This window comes from Kribbella sp. NBC_00482 (assembly GCF_036013725.1).
In the GTDB taxonomy this organism is placed as follows: Bacteria; Actinomycetota; Actinomycetes; order Propionibacteriales; family Kribbellaceae; genus Kribbella.
Genome location: NZ_CP107881.1, coordinates 2,896,115 through 2,910,946, shown reverse-complemented (window position 1 = coordinate 2,910,946; position 14,832 = coordinate 2,896,115). Strand labels below are relative to the sequence as shown.

The 14,832-nt window shown below is 63.4% G+C and carries 13 protein-coding genes; 9 read left to right on the top strand and 4 right to left on the bottom strand.

Annotation, left to right across the window (positions count from 1 at the left end):
• Positions 1–938 precede the first annotated feature (938 nt).
• The 3 genes from OHB24_RS14585 to OHB24_RS14575 all read left to right on the top strand — a co-directional run bounded on the left by OHB24_RS14585 (position 939) and on the right by OHB24_RS14575 (position 3,846).
• Positions 939–1,397 carry a hypothetical protein gene (locus OHB24_RS14585; protein ID WP_327639542.1) on the top strand — a complete coding sequence of 153 codons (459 nt, stop codon included), beginning with the start codon at positions 939–941 and terminating at the stop codon, positions 1,395–1,397.
• A gap of 464 nt (positions 1,398–1,861) precedes the next feature.
• Positions 1,862–2,701, top strand: coding sequence for an FRG domain-containing protein (locus OHB24_RS14580; protein ID WP_327639541.1), 840 nt, complete (start codon positions 1,862–1,864; stop codon positions 2,699–2,701).
• Complete coding sequence (locus OHB24_RS14575; RefSeq protein WP_327639540.1) at positions 2,698–3,846, top strand: DUF262 domain-containing protein; 1,149 nt, start codon at positions 2,698–2,700, stop codon at positions 3,844–3,846. The genes OHB24_RS14580 and OHB24_RS14575 overlap by 4 nt, the downstream gene beginning before the upstream one ends.
• 379 nt (positions 3,847–4,225) lie before the next feature.
• On the opposite strand, the gene OHB24_RS14570 is transcribed toward OHB24_RS14575, so the two are convergent.
• Together OHB24_RS14570 and OHB24_RS14565 are read right to left on the bottom strand one after the other, a co-directional pair.
• A complete protein-coding gene (locus tag OHB24_RS14570; protein ID WP_327639539.1) occupies positions 4,226–5,284 on the bottom strand; it encodes a hypothetical protein in 1,059 nt (352 codons plus the stop codon).
• Between the two features lie 3 nt (positions 5,285–5,287).
• Positions 5,288–5,656 carry a nucleotide pyrophosphohydrolase gene (locus OHB24_RS14565; protein WP_327639538.1) on the bottom strand — a complete coding sequence of 123 codons (369 nt, stop codon included), beginning with the start codon at positions 5,654–5,656 and terminating at the stop codon, positions 5,288–5,290.
• Between the two features lie 294 nt (positions 5,657–5,950).
• On the opposite strand from OHB24_RS14565, the gene OHB24_RS14560 reads away from it, so the two are divergent.
• From OHB24_RS14560 to OHB24_RS14540, 5 genes are all read left to right on the top strand, one after another.
• Positions 5,951–6,595, top strand: a complete 645-nt coding sequence (locus OHB24_RS14560; protein WP_327639537.1) for a hypothetical protein — start codon at positions 5,951–5,953, stop codon at positions 6,593–6,595.
• A 259-nt stretch (positions 6,596–6,854) separates the two neighbouring features.
• Entirely contained in the window at positions 6,855–8,456 is a 1,602-nt protein-coding gene (locus OHB24_RS14555; protein ID WP_327639536.1) for an RNA-binding domain-containing protein, read from the top strand.
• A 743-nt stretch (positions 8,457–9,199) separates the two neighbouring features.
• Positions 9,200–9,631: a hypothetical protein gene (locus OHB24_RS14550; RefSeq protein ID WP_327639535.1), complete on the top strand. Its 432-nt coding sequence runs from the start codon at positions 9,200–9,202 to the stop codon at positions 9,629–9,631.
• Between the two features lie 299 nt (positions 9,632–9,930).
• On the top strand, positions 9,931–10,221 hold the full coding sequence (locus tag OHB24_RS14545; protein ID WP_327639534.1) for a DUF6247 family protein: 291 nt from the start codon (positions 9,931–9,933) through the stop codon (positions 10,219–10,221).
• Positions 10,222–10,361: 140 nt separating this feature from the next.
• Positions 10,362–10,766: a hypothetical protein gene (locus OHB24_RS14540; RefSeq protein ID WP_327639533.1), complete on the top strand. Its 405-nt coding sequence runs from the start codon at positions 10,362–10,364 to the stop codon at positions 10,764–10,766.
• Here OHB24_RS14540 and OHB24_RS14535 read toward each other — a convergent pair.
• Positions 10,756–11,412: a response regulator transcription factor gene (locus tag OHB24_RS14535; RefSeq protein WP_327639532.1), complete on the bottom strand. Its 657-nt coding sequence runs from the start codon at positions 11,410–11,412 to the stop codon at positions 10,756–10,758. The two genes, OHB24_RS14540 and OHB24_RS14535, sit on opposite strands and share 11 nt — an antisense overlap.
• Positions 11,409–12,551, bottom strand: coding sequence for a sensor histidine kinase (locus OHB24_RS14530; RefSeq protein WP_327639531.1), 1,143 nt, complete (start codon positions 12,549–12,551; stop codon positions 11,409–11,411). The genes OHB24_RS14535 and OHB24_RS14530 overlap by 4 nt, the downstream gene beginning before the upstream one ends.
• Positions 12,552–12,706: 155 nt before the next feature.
• On the opposite strand from OHB24_RS14530, the gene OHB24_RS14525 reads away from it, so the two are divergent.
• Positions 12,707–14,830 (top strand): MMPL family transporter, encoded by a 2,124-nt coding sequence (locus tag OHB24_RS14525; protein ID WP_327639530.1) that lies wholly within the window; start codon positions 12,707–12,709, stop codon positions 14,828–14,830.
• Positions 14,831–14,832 lie beyond the last annotated feature (2 nt).

The following is a 14,832-nucleotide window of genomic DNA, read 5'->3' as shown; positions in this document are numbered from 1 at the left end:
ACACTGATGACGGGGTGTGCTGGCAACATGCCTCACTCGATCCACAGGGCACTGCTCGGGGGAGCTGTGCATCGAACGACCAACAAAGATCGCGCGTCCGGTGCGTCGCAACACACCGGACGGCACCGCGCGAGGGTGCGCGGGTACGGAGGCCCAGGGAGGCCCGCAAAGGTGGCGATGTGATGTGACGTCCAATCTGGATACACGGTCGAATCCGTCCGCAGGGCCAGAACAGACGACCAGCACTACTGCACGACTATCTGTCAATCTCGCAAGTGACACAATGGAGGTCCTGCGATCCTTGGCAACCCGTCGAGCGGCATCAGTAACAGAAACGATCCGACGAGCGATCGCTGTCCTGAAGTTCATCGAAGATGAAGTGGACAGTGGCAACAAGCTCGCGATTGTGGAAGTGGGGCAAGACGGAAAGCAGCACGTACGAGAGATCCTCCTAGTCGGCTGATCGGCTAGGTAGAAGCGTCGGGGTCCCAAGCGTTGAGCTTGGGACCCCGACGCTTGCGCGCAGATCGTCAGCGAAACACCTCCAGTCCGACGATCGGTGATTGCTGCGACCTCCGGGCCAGTGCTGTCCCGGCTGTCCCGGCTGTCCCGGCAATGCTGTGACCTGCGGTTTTACGCCAGGCGAGCCGGGACACCGGCGTCCTCCCTTGTCCCAGCTGTCCCGGCGAACCTCCACTTACAGACATTGCCCCCCATGTTCCAGCCTCCATATTGCGGTGTAAGGCGCTGGAACATACGGAGGGCAGGACAACCAGTCCCACGCTGACTACCGCGTGACAGAAGGTGCTCGACATGACGCGCCCGAGCTGGAACTTCTGCGAGGACGACGACCACCCGGAGACCAGACAAGTGATCTGGTAACAGTGGCACGGTGATCTGCGATACACCCGCAGTAACCGGAGATCTGAGGGGAAACCATGCGCGCGATCGCGACCGTCGTCGCCGCCGCCCTGCTGGCGACGGTCTGTTCAAGCAAGGACGAGAGCGCCCCGCCGCCAGCATCCGCACCGACGAGCCAGCCGCCGGCCACCAGCACCGAGCCGAGCACGCCGACACCGCCACCCGTCTCCGCGACGCAGGGTCTGGCGGCGGCCGAGGTGCTGGCCGCGTTCCGGTCGGCGAACTTGCCGGTGCGGAACCCGCGCGACAACTCGAAGAACTGCGACGCGCAGCAGTTGGGCTGTCTGGAGATGACCACGACCGACGACGTGACGATCACGACCTGGGGCGACGCGGCGCCGATGGAGGCGTACGCGACCGCGTTCGGCACTGAGGCGTTCGTGCTGCGGAACGTGGTGCTCCAGTACGCCGGGGCGAAGACGCCCGCGGCGATGAGGCCGCAGTATCAGGCTGCGTTGACGAAGCTGGCCGGGTGATACGAGCGGTCGGTGGGTTGTCGGGTGTAGCTGTTGCGGTAGCAACATGGCGTCTTCCGACCGACGCTCGGCGCCCAGCGGCGATCCTGAGCACAGTCGCGATTGCGGTGGACTGCCGCGGTCTCGCGACCTGAAAAGCGCACGATCGAGGACTGGCCCGCTAGCGTTCCCTGGGTGGGCGTGCCCACGCTTCTGCGAGTGCCCTGAGCAGCCAACGGGGATGGCACGTAGTTGCCTAGCTGGGCTTGGATCGACACACGTCTTCCGACAGTCTGCGCCGCGCTTCGCGGGGGCACGGCGCCCTTGCACTCCATCGCTGAGAATGCCCTCTTGACCTGCAGTTTCGTGCCAGGTTGGACCTGGACCACCCACCAGTTCCATGGAATCAAACTAGGCGTTGCGGCTCAACAGGCGGGCCGCCTGGGAGCGGTGCCGCGTCGCGATAGCAGCTGCCCTGTCTTGGCATGGGAGGCTTTAGGCGGGCGGTCCGCACATGGACTAGGTTGGCATTACCGGAAAGGGGCTGCGTCTTGGAACCACTACATCGGATCTCTTCTGTGGCGGAATATGCGAGCGCATTGAGAAGTCTCGGCGCTTCTGGACTCCAGCGCCCGTTCTGGTTCCGAGGTCACCGAGATGACAGCTATCGACTGTCAGCGTCTGCCTTGAGGTCCACGAAACTCGCAGGGAACGAAGGCGTCATGCTCAAGCGGTTCATGCAGGATGCCCGAAGCTTTCTCGTCGATGCGCCATCCAACGACTGGGAGTGGCTCTTCCTCGCGCAACATCACAACGTCCCAACTCGGCTCCTGGATTGGAGTGAGAATGCACTTGTGTCGTTGTACTTCGCCTGTGAGACCGCCGACACACCGCTCGAAGGCACCACACCTCCCGATGGCGACGTATGGGTCCTCTTGCCCACTGCTTTGAACAATGCGATGAACAGTTGGACGGGTCAACACCCCGAAGATTTGCCGATGTTTGGGGTGGATTCTACGCTTGAAAAGTACCACCCCCTACCGAGGACTGCAATCCCCGGCCAAGAGCCGCGGAATCCCATCGCGGCGCTTGCATCGCGCAGTTTCACCCGTATCGCTAATCAGTGGGGAACATTCACCATCACCGACCAGATGACGGCGCTCGAGGACAATCCTGCCGCCGACTCCTTTTTGCGCCGACTGGCGGTCGACAGCACCGCCAAGGCGGACATCCTCGATGAACTGCGTAGCCTGGGAATAGAAGAACGCATCATCTACCCCGACCTTCATCGGCTCGGACAGAGGGTGAAGGAGATTTTCCAATGAGCCGCCTTGTCGTAAGCCGTCAGACGATGAAGGTCTCTCAGCTGTTGCGGTCACTGCAGACACTTTTGCTCGACCCAGGCTATCAGCGCGAGGGAGGGATCTGGACGAGAGATCGCCAGCAGTTGTTCATCGACAGCATCTTGAACGGTTTTGACATTCCGCCTATCTACCTTCACCGGCTCCAACCCCCTGAATTCCGCGACGATGTGGCCTCAACATTCGCTGTCGTTGATGGTCGCCAGCGGCTAGAAGCTTTGATGGACTTCGCCGACAATAAGTATCCACTTGCACCCGACTTTGTTCTTCTCGAGGAAGTCGAGGACGCACAGCTTGCTTTGTCTGAAGAACTTGCGCCGCCGCCATCGAGATACGCCGAAAAGCGGTTAGAAGATCTCAAATATATGAGTCCTGTGCTCGCATATCGGTTCCTTGATTATGGGATGTCAGTCTCCGTAATTGAGACCGACGACGCCACTCTCATAGAAGAGCTGTTCTTCCGACTCAACGAAGGAGTACCCCTAACTCCAGCCGAAAAGCGGAGTCGCGGCGCCCTTCTGAGAGAATTGATGCAATCGCTGGTTCATGAGGAGGATCTCCTTCGAATCGCTCGGTTCGGAAGTCGTCGGCGAGTGCACGAAGATTTACTGTTGCGAATTCTATTTCTCGTGAATGAGCGCGCTACGATTGACCACGTTCCCGATATGAGAAAAAGAGCTCTCGACGACTTTGCCGCCTCGCTTCGCCCACCGTTGGGCCAAAAATGGAACACAGCGCAGGAAGCAGAGGCTCGTGATCGACTCGAGCGGCTCTTGCAGGAAGTACTCCCGGCGCTTAGAGCTCTCGCCAGCATCTTTGAACCAAGTGACCCACTTCTGTCGACGGTCAACGTCTTCATGGTCTACTACTTGGTCGTCAAGCAACTCATCGACGAAGGTCATCAATCACCAACTCGCGAGACGTTCGTGCGGTTCACGGAGGAACTACATTCACTGCGGGGCGCCCAGGAAGACGAGCTAACACCTGATCAACTAGATGCCTTGGAATTCGCTCAGCCGGTTCAGGGTTCGACCACCGGTAGCTATCTTGTGAAGCGCGCCAGCGTTCTCTACCGATACATGAGGGGCGACCTGCGTCTGAACTCATAAGAGCGGTGAGCAACCCTCATGACGATGGCGCTCGGTGCCCGCGGCGATTCGAAAGGCGGAAGGTCGGCGGTTCGAGACCCGCCCTGCCCACGCTTCTGACCTGCGGTTTCGTCGTGTCGGCCGCCTTTCTCAATCCGGCGACTGTAGCAACGCGACCTCTTCTTGGGAGCGGACGGTCTGGGAGTTCGGCTCCTTGCGTGCGAATCGCTGCGCGCGTGAAGGTGCTTTGGCCCGCGGCAGACGTCTTCTTGGAGCCGATCATGGCTGAGAACGCCGCTCACACATCTGAACCGGACGACTTCGTTCGGGCTTCCGAACAAGACCTGGTTCGGCCGATCAACTCAGGCGCGGTGGGTGTAGCAGGCGCAGCCAGAACAGCTCATCGAGAAGGATCCATTGCAGTCGCTCTGGCGTCTGAGCCGAGACCGGCAGCCCATACGTGTCGTCGGACCGACGGAGCGGGACGCCGGGAGAAAGTTTGGCCAGTGTTCCGGTAGAGGCAGTCGATCCCGTACCTGTGCAGGAGTTGGACGTCGGCGGGCGCCGGCTCGGACGGGAAGAGGGCGCTAAGCACATCGATCGGTTCGGAAAGGCTGGCTGCGTAGTCGAGAAGTTGGCCGAGCGCCTCTCGCACGTAGTTGTGACTGGGCTGGCTCTTGGCTTCGATCAGTTCGGCGATGTCTCCTGTCTGGACGTACAGGTCCGTGACACCTGCCGAGCAGCGGTTCCGGCTGGCTGTGCTTTCGGCTGGCAGCGTCTGCTGGTAAGCCTGCACCAGGAGCGCCTCGGTCCGGCGGATTTCGATGTCGCGCGCGGTGCGGGTGTAGGCCGTCGCTTCCACGTTGACCCTCTCGAGAGCAATTAGCCCGTTGCCTGTCTGCATGGTCAAGTCGAGGGCTATACGGTGTGCCTGCTCTAGTTCGCGGTGGTCGTTCTCGAGCGTGGAGATGCCGAGGCCGTCGAGGATGACGTGGACTCGTTCATCTCGAATGATGCGAAGGCCCATGAAGACGTCCTTGGGGTCGCTATCGATGAGCGGCCGCAGTTCCGTGTATGGGATCTGGGTGTGCTGGAACGCGCGCAAACTGTAGACGTTCAGCCAAGACCCCTTCTCCGGATCTGGCGTCCACAGCAGGTCAGCGAACGCTGCGTTCCGAAACGATGCCGCCACTTCGCCGATGCCCTGCACATGGTTTTGGCCAGTGAACAGGACAACGTCGCCGCGTTCGATCGTCTCCATCTTGGCGTTGTGCTGTCTCTGGGCTCCCCAAAACCGGGCAGCTCCGTTTGGGTGGAAGTCCTGGAGTGACCGCAACTGCTCGGCCGTGAGTGCGTTGATGTACGGCTCACTGGCGAACGGGATGTCCTTGGCCAGCGTGTCCTTCCAGTGTCTTTGCGCTATCGCATTGCCGAAGGACGGCTGGATGATCACCCGCACGGTCTACTCCTCGTCCGCTAGTTCGTCGTACTTGCGCGCATTGCCTCGGGCTTTCTCAACTGGATACCTGACGCGGTTCTCGGCCACCTTGGCATGCGCAGCCGGCAGCAGCTCAATCCCGCATACGTCCGCTAACTGCAGCAGGTAGATGAACACATCTGCCAACTCACCAGCGACCCGTTGACGGAGAACGCCCGTGGCGAGCCTCTGCTGGATCTCCTCGTCGGTAAGCCACTGCAACTCGGCCGCCAACTCTCCGACCTCCCCAGCCAGAGCCATCGCCAGGTTCTTCGGCGTGTGGAACTGCTCCCAGTCACGCGCGGCCGCGAACTCAGCCAGTTCCCGCCGAAGTGCTTCCAGACCGTCTTGCATCCTCGAAGGTTAGGGCACATCCAGGGCCGCAGGGCCCCATCACCCTGCGATCAACTCCGCAACTCAACCCACTGGTCACAGTGCCCCACCATCCGTCGCACAACTCGCGGTCATGAATGGGGCCGAGATCTGGTCGCACACAAACGAGTCCCTTGGGGCTCTGAAGTGACCAGCAATCGTCGGTCACGATGGCGACGCCGCCACCAAGCCCGCGCACGAGACAGCCACCACCATCATCAGACGGCCCAACTCGCATGATCACGAACTACGGCTTGAGTACTAGTCTCCATTGCCATGGATCTAAGCAAGTTGGAGTTTTTCGGGGTCGCTGTTACCTCTGGCTTGGTAGCGGGTATCGCCAACCAGCTCGCGAAGTTCGGGCATGACTGGTTGACCAGGCGAGGGGTTCGCAAACTGAAGGAGACCGAACTTGCGCATCAGGAGACGACTCAGGCCCGCCAACTCGAGCACCAGGAGACGATTCAAGCCCGTGACCTCGAACACAAGCAGAGGCTGCAAGCTGAGGAACGCGAACACCAGACCGCGGTACGCCGTGAAGCAGCGTTCTTCGAAGCACGGAAGGAACTCGTGCCTCTCGCCGTGGCGGTGCTCGATTGGGTTGACTGGCAGTACGGCAAGGAGCACGGCGACGAGGCGGACTACCACCACATCCAGCGGAAGCCAGCCAAGCTGGCGGACGCCAGCGAAGCGATCGCGGCGCTGCAGAGAATCGCTGGTGAGCACCCCAGCAAGATGGTGCGAGACCGAGCTGCCTATCTCAAGGGGAGCCTCGACAGCGCCTACAACATGCCCAACCCCGACGGCGTAGCAGAACCTGACTCAACAGAAATGTCTCGGTGGCTCCGCGAGGCGGATGAGCTTGTACACGCCCACCACGACCCGGATTATCCGCCGATCAAAGTTTCGGTCGTCGACTGACTCCACTGACCGAGCATCCAACGCGGCGGTCCTCGCGCGGCGATACTGTCGAGATACGCCACAGGCTCTTCGATCAGCAGGCGCTGCGATCGAGTCACCCGTCCACCTGTGGGAACACCGTCGGTTGATACCCGGCGCTAGCGACCACGACAGGTCCTCCGATCCACGATTTAGGATGGTCGGTCGCGACACGCGGACTCCAGGACAGACCGACTGAGCGAGGTGTGGTTTTGCACCTCGATGGAGCAGGATGGGGCCTGTGAACCCGCCTGCTGCTCACGAGCCTCCGTTCGCCCTTGATGGTTCGGTCACGCGCGACAAGCTCACCGAATTGCTGTCTGTCCAAACTGAGTTGCCGTGGTTGGATTACAAGCGCGAGAGCGACCTATCAACTGTCGGTGAGCTTGTCGAGCTCACCAAAGACGTCGGAGCGATGAACCTCCACGGCGGGTACCTCGTGATCGGCGTGGACGATAGCGGAGCGGTGATCGGGCTCTCCCCTGAGCAGGTAGTGATGTTTGATGAGGCGAAGCTGCGAGGCAAGCTGGGTCGATACCTGCCGCCCGGGTTCGAAGTCCGCTGCGCTATACATGAACTCGATGACGGTACCGGGCCAAAGAAGGTTGCTCTCATATGGGTTGCTCCACATCCCGACGGCTGGTGCATCTTCGCACGCAACGGCGAATACCCAGGTGAGCGTGGCAGGACCAAGATCGCCTTCCGAGCCGGGGACGTCTACGCCCGACACGGGACCAGCAGCGAGCCCTGGAACCAGGCCGACATCAACGCCGCACGTCGCCAACTGATCGCGCGAGCGAAAGACTCGTGGCGTGCTGAGCACGCGGACGAAACCCGGCGCGCCCTCAAGGACGCGCTCGCTGATCAACCGCTGCCGGCCTCCACCAACGCGACCGTCTACAACTGGCAGCTTGACGCCGCCGGATTTGAGACTGCGACAGTTGAGCTGATCAGGCATGAGGACGACATTCCGATCCGACGAATGCTGCAAGGGGCAGCCGCGGAAGCTCGCCGGCTTGTCGCTGCAGGAGGGGACGACGCAGCGCAAGAACTCGGTGTGGTCCTTGACAGGATCACGGCTGTCGCGGCTCTTGGTCTGAGTTTCGAACGCCCACGCTACTTCTCTTTGGCCCTGCGAACTCTCCTGGATCTCTACGGTTGGCCGATCTCTGACATACGGGTCCAGTCCTCCAACCACCGGCTGGTTCCCGCGCTGTGGCTCAGGATCGCCGAGCGCCTGTACGCGCTCGGCGGTCTCGCGGTTCGACTGCGCAACTGGGTAGCGATCCGTGAACTTGCTCTCGCGCCCATTGCCGCACTTCAGCAAGACTCACCCGGCCGGACCTGGCACCGCGACGCCCTCACCCAGGCCTCTAACGCTCGACTGTTCACCGACCAACAACCTGACGGGCAAGTTCGCGAACTGTCGCTCCTGCTCTTTGCGCGAGCCGTTGCTGCAGATCAACCGTCGCTGCGGCCGGACCTCCCGGAGACGACACCTGAGACACCTGGGTCGGACCCACTCCTCACGAGCATCTCAGAATTCGACCTGTTGGCTACTGCTATCGCCGGAACGTCAGTAGACGCGGAAGACCAGCTCGCGCTCTTGCTCGTCAGCTACCCAAATTTCGCCCGTTTCGATAGCCGTCGCTTGGATGACATCGTGATGACGTTAATCTTCGACACCGAAGCACGTCAGGCGCTGGTGGCAGATGCTAGCGATGCCCAACTTGCTCGGGTACTGAAGTTGGCTGACGAAGTCGCTCAACGAGAGGGACGACGGTACTGGGGCTGGGAGGGATTCACTGACAGCCGCGTTCGCTCCTTCGTTTCCAACCACTAGCCATCACCGATGACTCGCGGTGCCGCGGTTCCCAGACCTATCCCGGATGTCCAGGCAACATCAACCGTCGCCAGCACGGACGGCATCCTGGCGCAGATCGATGAAGCCACCTCCGATGTCACCGCGGACGCCTACCTCACCCCCTCGACTCTCCCGTATGTTCCAGCCGTCCGCTGGTGAGTTCGAAGGGCTGGAACATACGGAGCGTGGATCTCACCGGCCGCCGAGGCGATCCTGGACCGGGTGGCCGGGATCTCGGCGTGCATCCGGGCTGTCAGGTGTAGCTATCGCTGTAGCAACATCGACGTCCCGCCGACGACCCTGGAAGGCTGAGAACGACCGCAGCCACGAGACGATTGCGATGGCCCAGTGCGGCCGCGCGACCTGAAAAGCGGAAGGTCGGCGGTTCGAGACCGCCCCTGACCACCACCACCCTCTCCGCACAACCGGGGAGGGATTTTCTTTCCCACGCACACTTCGCGGCCGCTATCCTCGTCGCTCCGCTCCTCAGCGCACCGCTACGCGAGCTCCCGCCCACCCTCCGGCTCAGCGCCGGCAGTCTTGCGAGCTGCCGCTCGCGGCTGCGCGCTTATCGCGCGCCTCGACGGCTGACGCCGGCCACCTCTCACGATGTGACCGTGCCAACGGCAACTGCCGAACTCGCCCGTCCTGGTTGCAGATACTGCGATGTAAGCTGACCGGCCGCTTACAGCACGATCGATCAGGGTTCTGGGGGACAGGGAATGCCGACTCATGAGTGGGCCACGGCGAGCGATGGGTACGGCTCGCGTCGGCGGCCCTGGCGGAGGGTTCAGATCATCATCGGCGTGGGTGTGCTGGCGTGCCTGGGTGTCTTCGTCGTGCGCTCCATGACGGGTGCGCCAGGTGAAGGTACTCCGGTACTCGACGCGACGAGCTACAAGACCAACGTCGACTGCCAGGTGAACACGGTCGGATCGCAGGGCACGGTGACGATCAACGGCACGATCACCGGCGACGCGCCGAGCTACTCGGTGACAGTCGACGTACTGGACGCAGCCTCTCACCAGAGGATCGGCGGCCAGACCTTCGAGGTCCGCGACACGACCACCTTCGGAGGAACCACGCCGGCGCAAGCTCCCATCGGACCGTCAGGCATCGAATGCAAGATCACCAAGGTAGGCGCAGCGAAGTGAGGCCCACCCAGCCTCTGGCACGGAATGATCGCCGTGCGGCGACCCGGTAATGCCCCGTCAGAAGTTCCCTGCCGCAGGCCCAAGCACCCGACAAGGCCTGAAGGGCTTTGCCTCGTCGTGTGGCCACGGCCGTGGCTACTCAGAGATCCATCCCGCAGTTGACGGGGCGTGACGACACGTGACTACTCTTCTCACCCTGAGGCCTGGGAATCGGTAGCCACTTCGCCAGGACCGTCCTGGGTTCGGTGGGTGTGGATAGCTTCGACATGCAGAGGGTCTGCTCAGAGTAATCTCGTCACATGCCTGCTCAGCCGATGCAGAGCTCGCCGGGCGGCCCCAGCGAGATCCTCCGCCTGTTGCCGGCGAAGTGGCATGAGCAGTTCCTCAGCGAGTACCACGGCGCTTTGGACGCTGCCCACGAGGTGTGGCGTTTTCAGCAACTGCGGGACGTGCTGCACCTCTGGCATCTGCGGGCGGTCGCGTACTCCGATCCTGGCTTCGACCAGGCACTGCAAGCGACCCGCGAGGATCGAGCTGACGAGTTCACACCGGCTGAGCAGGCGATACCAGGTTGGCCCGATCGGCTGTGAGCGTGGAGCTTCACTCATCTGCTGTGGGCGGCTGAGCTGTGATTCGTCGGCCGTTGGTTCTCACGGGTGGGCCTGCGGTGGGGAAGAGTGTTACGGGGCTTGCTCTTGCGGAAGGGCGGGCGCGGTGTGCGTTTGTTGATGTGGATGATGTGCGGCAGTTGGTTGTCGCGGGTGGTGCTGCGCCGTGGGATGGGGAGGAAGGGCAGGAGCAGCAAAGGCTTGGCGTGAGGAACGCCTGCAGTTTGGCTCGGAACTTCATGGCCATGGGCATTGAAGTCGTCGTCGCTGACGTGCTGACGCCGGAGACCTGCGGTCTGTACAGGCGCGAGCTTCCCGGATGCCTGATTGTGCACATGACGGTCGATTTTCCCGAGGCGCTACGACGTGCAGCGTCCCGCAAGGTCTGGCTGACCGATGACGAGTTCCGAATGCTTCACGAGGCCGACGCCGCGAACCCGCCGGCCGCTGACCACCGTCTTCAGGTGGACGGACTCGACTTGCAGAGCCAGATCGAGAAGGTGGAGAGCAGGTGGGCTAGGGCTTGATTCGGCCGGTTTCGTAGGCCCAGATGGCTATTTCTACTCGGTTTCGGGCGGATATTTTGGCCATCACGCTGGTTAGGTGGGTCTTGACCGTGCTTAGGCTGATGTGGAGTTCCACAGCGATCTCGGCGTTGGTGCGGCCGGTGGCTGCGGCGATCAGGACCTGTTCTTCGCGGGCGGTGAGTGGGTCGACCGGTTGGGTTGGGGTGCGGCCGGTCGGGGGTTCGGTGAAGGCGGCCAGTAGTCGGCCGGTGATCTTCGGTGCGATCAGTGCGTCGCCGTTGGCGGCGGCGTGGATCGCCTGGACCAGGAGGTCGGGGCCGGCGTCCTTGAGGAGGAATCCGCGCGCGCCGGCCTTCAACGCGCCGTACACGTACTCGTCGAGGTCGAAGGTCGTGATCACCACGATCGGCAGAGGGTCCGCGACGCCCGGTCCAGCTAGTTCGCGGGTTGCCGCGATCCCGTCCATTCCGGGCATCCTGATGTCGAGCAGACATACGTCGGGACGCAGGCGGCGGGCGAACTCCACTGCTTCCAGACCGTCGGCGGCCTGACCGACCACCTCGATACCGGGCTGGGCGTCGAGGATCATCGCGAGTCCGGTCCGGACGAGATCTTGGTCGTCGGCGACGAGTACCCGGATCGTCATCGGCCGGAAGCCGATCGTGGAAGCACCACATCAACAGACCAGCCGCGGTCCGGATCAGGGCCCGCCGCGAACGTGCCACCGAGCAGCGCCGCGCGTTCGGTCATCCCCACCAATCCGTACCCACCCGGGTTCCTCGAGGTCGCTTCCCCGTTGTCGCGGACAGTCAACCGGACGGAGTCGTCGTACGACGTCAGCCGGACGTCGATGCGCGTTGCGTGCCGGGCATGCCGTACGGCGTTCGTGATCGACTCCTGCGCGATGCGATAGATCGCTGCGCCGACCGCTGGTCCGAGATCATCCACGTCGCCCGATACCTCGACCTCGACCCGCGGCCGATCCCCGACGCTTCGGGCGAGCCGTTCCAGGTCGGCCACTCCCGGCTGTGGGGCGAGTTCCGCCGTACCGTCATCACGCAGTACGCCGACCATCGACCGCATCTCGGCCAGAGTCCGCGTACCCTCCGCCTCGATGATGGCGAGCGCGTCGACCGCGGCTTCCGGGCGAGTGGCGGCGACCGCTCGGCCCGCCTGAGCCCTGATGACGATGGCTGACACATGATGAGCGACCGTGTCGTGCAGCTCCCGGGCCAACAGCTCGCGCTCCCGGAGTCGCACCTGGCCCAGCTCGCGGTTCCGGGCGGTCCACCGATAGCGGAACGCGGCCCCGACCGTCGCCGGGAACAACAGGAACATGCTGCCGGCCGCGGCTTCGCCGTACCCGGTGAAGTCACTGGCGAGTCCCAGCACCAGCGCCACCAGGATGAACGCCAGCCCGCCGAGGATCTCGCGGCCGGATCCCCAGCGAACGAGTGAGTAGGGCAGCAACACCACGCAGATCATCGCGTTCAGGCCGAAGGTCGCCTCTCCACTGATCAGGGTCACGACGTTGACCACGATCAGGGCACCGAACACCGCGGCCACCACGGCGAACGGATGGGTACGACGCCATAGCAGAGCGCACACGGTTGCGACGGCGACCACGAGCGCGACGGGCCTCCAGAGGACGTCCTCACGGAGTACGCCTTCGAGAACGACCGCCGTCAGCAGGCCGGCGACGAGCACCCAGTCGCGCCACACCCGCCTGGGTGCGTCGGGTGCTCGCGGCTCGGCCAGCAGCGAGCGGACGGCGTTTCTCAGCATGACCACAGCGTAGGGACTCCGGGCGCCGATCGGATCGGCTCAAAGTACGGGACCGACCCAGCTGTTCGGCCGAGGGAAGTCCGGCTCATCGCCCGAGGTGGCGGCCGCCCACTCGGCCACACCATGAGTCCAACTTTCGCTGAAGGGACTCCATGATGACGTCGAATCTGTACAGGCTGGGCCGGTACGCTGCCCGTCGGCCCTGGGTGGTGATCGGGGCGTGGCTCGTGGTCGCGGCGCTCGTGATCGCCGCATCCGGCGCCTTCGGCAAGAAGCTCGAGGAGTCGTTCGGAGCGCCTGGCGTGGACTCGCAGTACGCGACTGATCTGCTGTCGGCTGCGGGCGCGGATCAGGCCGGGCTGACCGCGAAGGTGGTCGTGACTCCGCTTGACGAGACGGCGTCGCTCAGCTCACCCGACCTGCAGGCTGCGCTGACGCAGGTGCGAACGACTGCGGCTTCGTTGCCCCACGTGCTGAGCGCGGGCGATCCCGTCATCTCGCCTGACGGCCGCGTCGGGCTGATCCAGCTTCAATACCCAGTGCTCGACAAGCTGGAGCCGAGCGACCTCAAGGAGCTCAAGACGCTGACGGCGCTGGACTCGCCGCTGCGGATCGAGCTGGGCGGGGATCTTTTCTACGCGTTCGAGGAAGCCCAGGCCGGTCTCGGCGAGGCGGTCGGGTTGCTCGCCGCGATGGTCATCCTGCTGCTCGCGTTCGGATCGATCATCGCGATGGGGTTGCCGATCGGGATGGCGGTGTTCGGCCTCGCGCTGGCGATCAGCTCGCTGTCCTTGGTCACGTACCTCATCGACCTGCCCAGTTGGGCGCCCGTACTCGGCAGCATGATCGGGCTCGGCGTGGGCATCGACTATGCGCTGATCATCGTCACCAGGCACCGCGAGTACCTTGCCAGCGGGATGACGGTCGAGGAATCGGTCGGGCACGCTGTCGCCACTGCAGGGCGGGCTGTGCTGTTCGCCGGTGGCACGGTGGTGATCGCGATCCTCGGGCTGGTGGTGGCCGGCGTACCGTTCATGACCGCCGGCGGGATCGCCATCTCGCTGATCGTGCTGACCATGGTGCTCGCTTCGATCACCTTGCTGCCCGCGTTCCTGGGTCTGGCCGGGCACTGGATCAATCGCCTTCGGGTACGGCGGGTGCACTCGTCTCCAGGTTCTGGTTGGCAGCGGTGGGCGGGGCACGTGTCCAAGCACGCCGTGGCGTACGCCGTCAGCGCCACTGTCCTGCTGCTGGCGCTGGCCGCACCCGTGCTCGCACTCCGCGTCGGTACGCCCGATGACGGCGCACTTCCCGCGCAGCGCACCGAGCGTCGGGCCTACGATCTGGTTGCCGCGGGATTCGGTGCCGGTAGCAACGGTCCGCTGGTGATCGCCGTCGACATCTCGCGAGATCCGACCGTCGTACAACCTCTCTTCGACGCCGTCCGGGCCGATCGGGGTATCGCGTCGGTCGCACCTCCTTCGGTGAATACCGCGGCCGGCGTCGCGTCGCTGATCGCCGTACCGACGACGGGACCACAGGACGACGCGACGATGACGACGGTCGATCGGCTGCGCGCGGAGGTCTTCCCCTCGGTACTGCGGGACAGTCCGGCGAAAGCCCATGTCGGTGGTCAGACGGCGACCCTGGCGGACGTGGGAGCGAAGGTCAACGATCGGCTGGCGTGGTTCATCGGCGCCGTGATCCTGTTGTCCGTCGTACTTCTCACCGTGGTCTTCCGGTCGGTCGTCGTACCGCTGAAGGCCGCGCTGATGAACCTGCTCAGCATCGGCGCGTCCTTCGGTGTCATGGTGATGATCTTCCAGTGGGGCTGGGGCGCGGACCTGATCGGGCTGGAGTCGACCATTCCGATCCTGCCGTTCATCCCGATGTTCATGTTCGCCGTGGTGTTCGGGCTCTCGATGGACTACGAGGTCTTCCTGCTCAGCCGGATCCGCGAGGAGTACGTCCGGACCGGCGACAACACCGCCTCGACCATCCACGGCATCACGACCACCGGCCGCGTGATCACCTCGGCCGCGCTGATCATGATCGCGGTCTTCGTCAGCTTCTCCCTCGCCGACGACCCGACAGCCAAGATGTTCGGCCTCGGTCTGGCCACCGCGGTCTTCGTCGATGCGACGATCGTGCGACTCGTTCTCGTACCGGCCCTGATGAAACTGCTGGGCGACGCGAACTGGTGGATGCCGGCCTGGTTCAACCGGCGACCGCCCGTGGTCGCGATCGCTGAGCGTGAATCGGTCAGTGTTTCCGAGTGAAG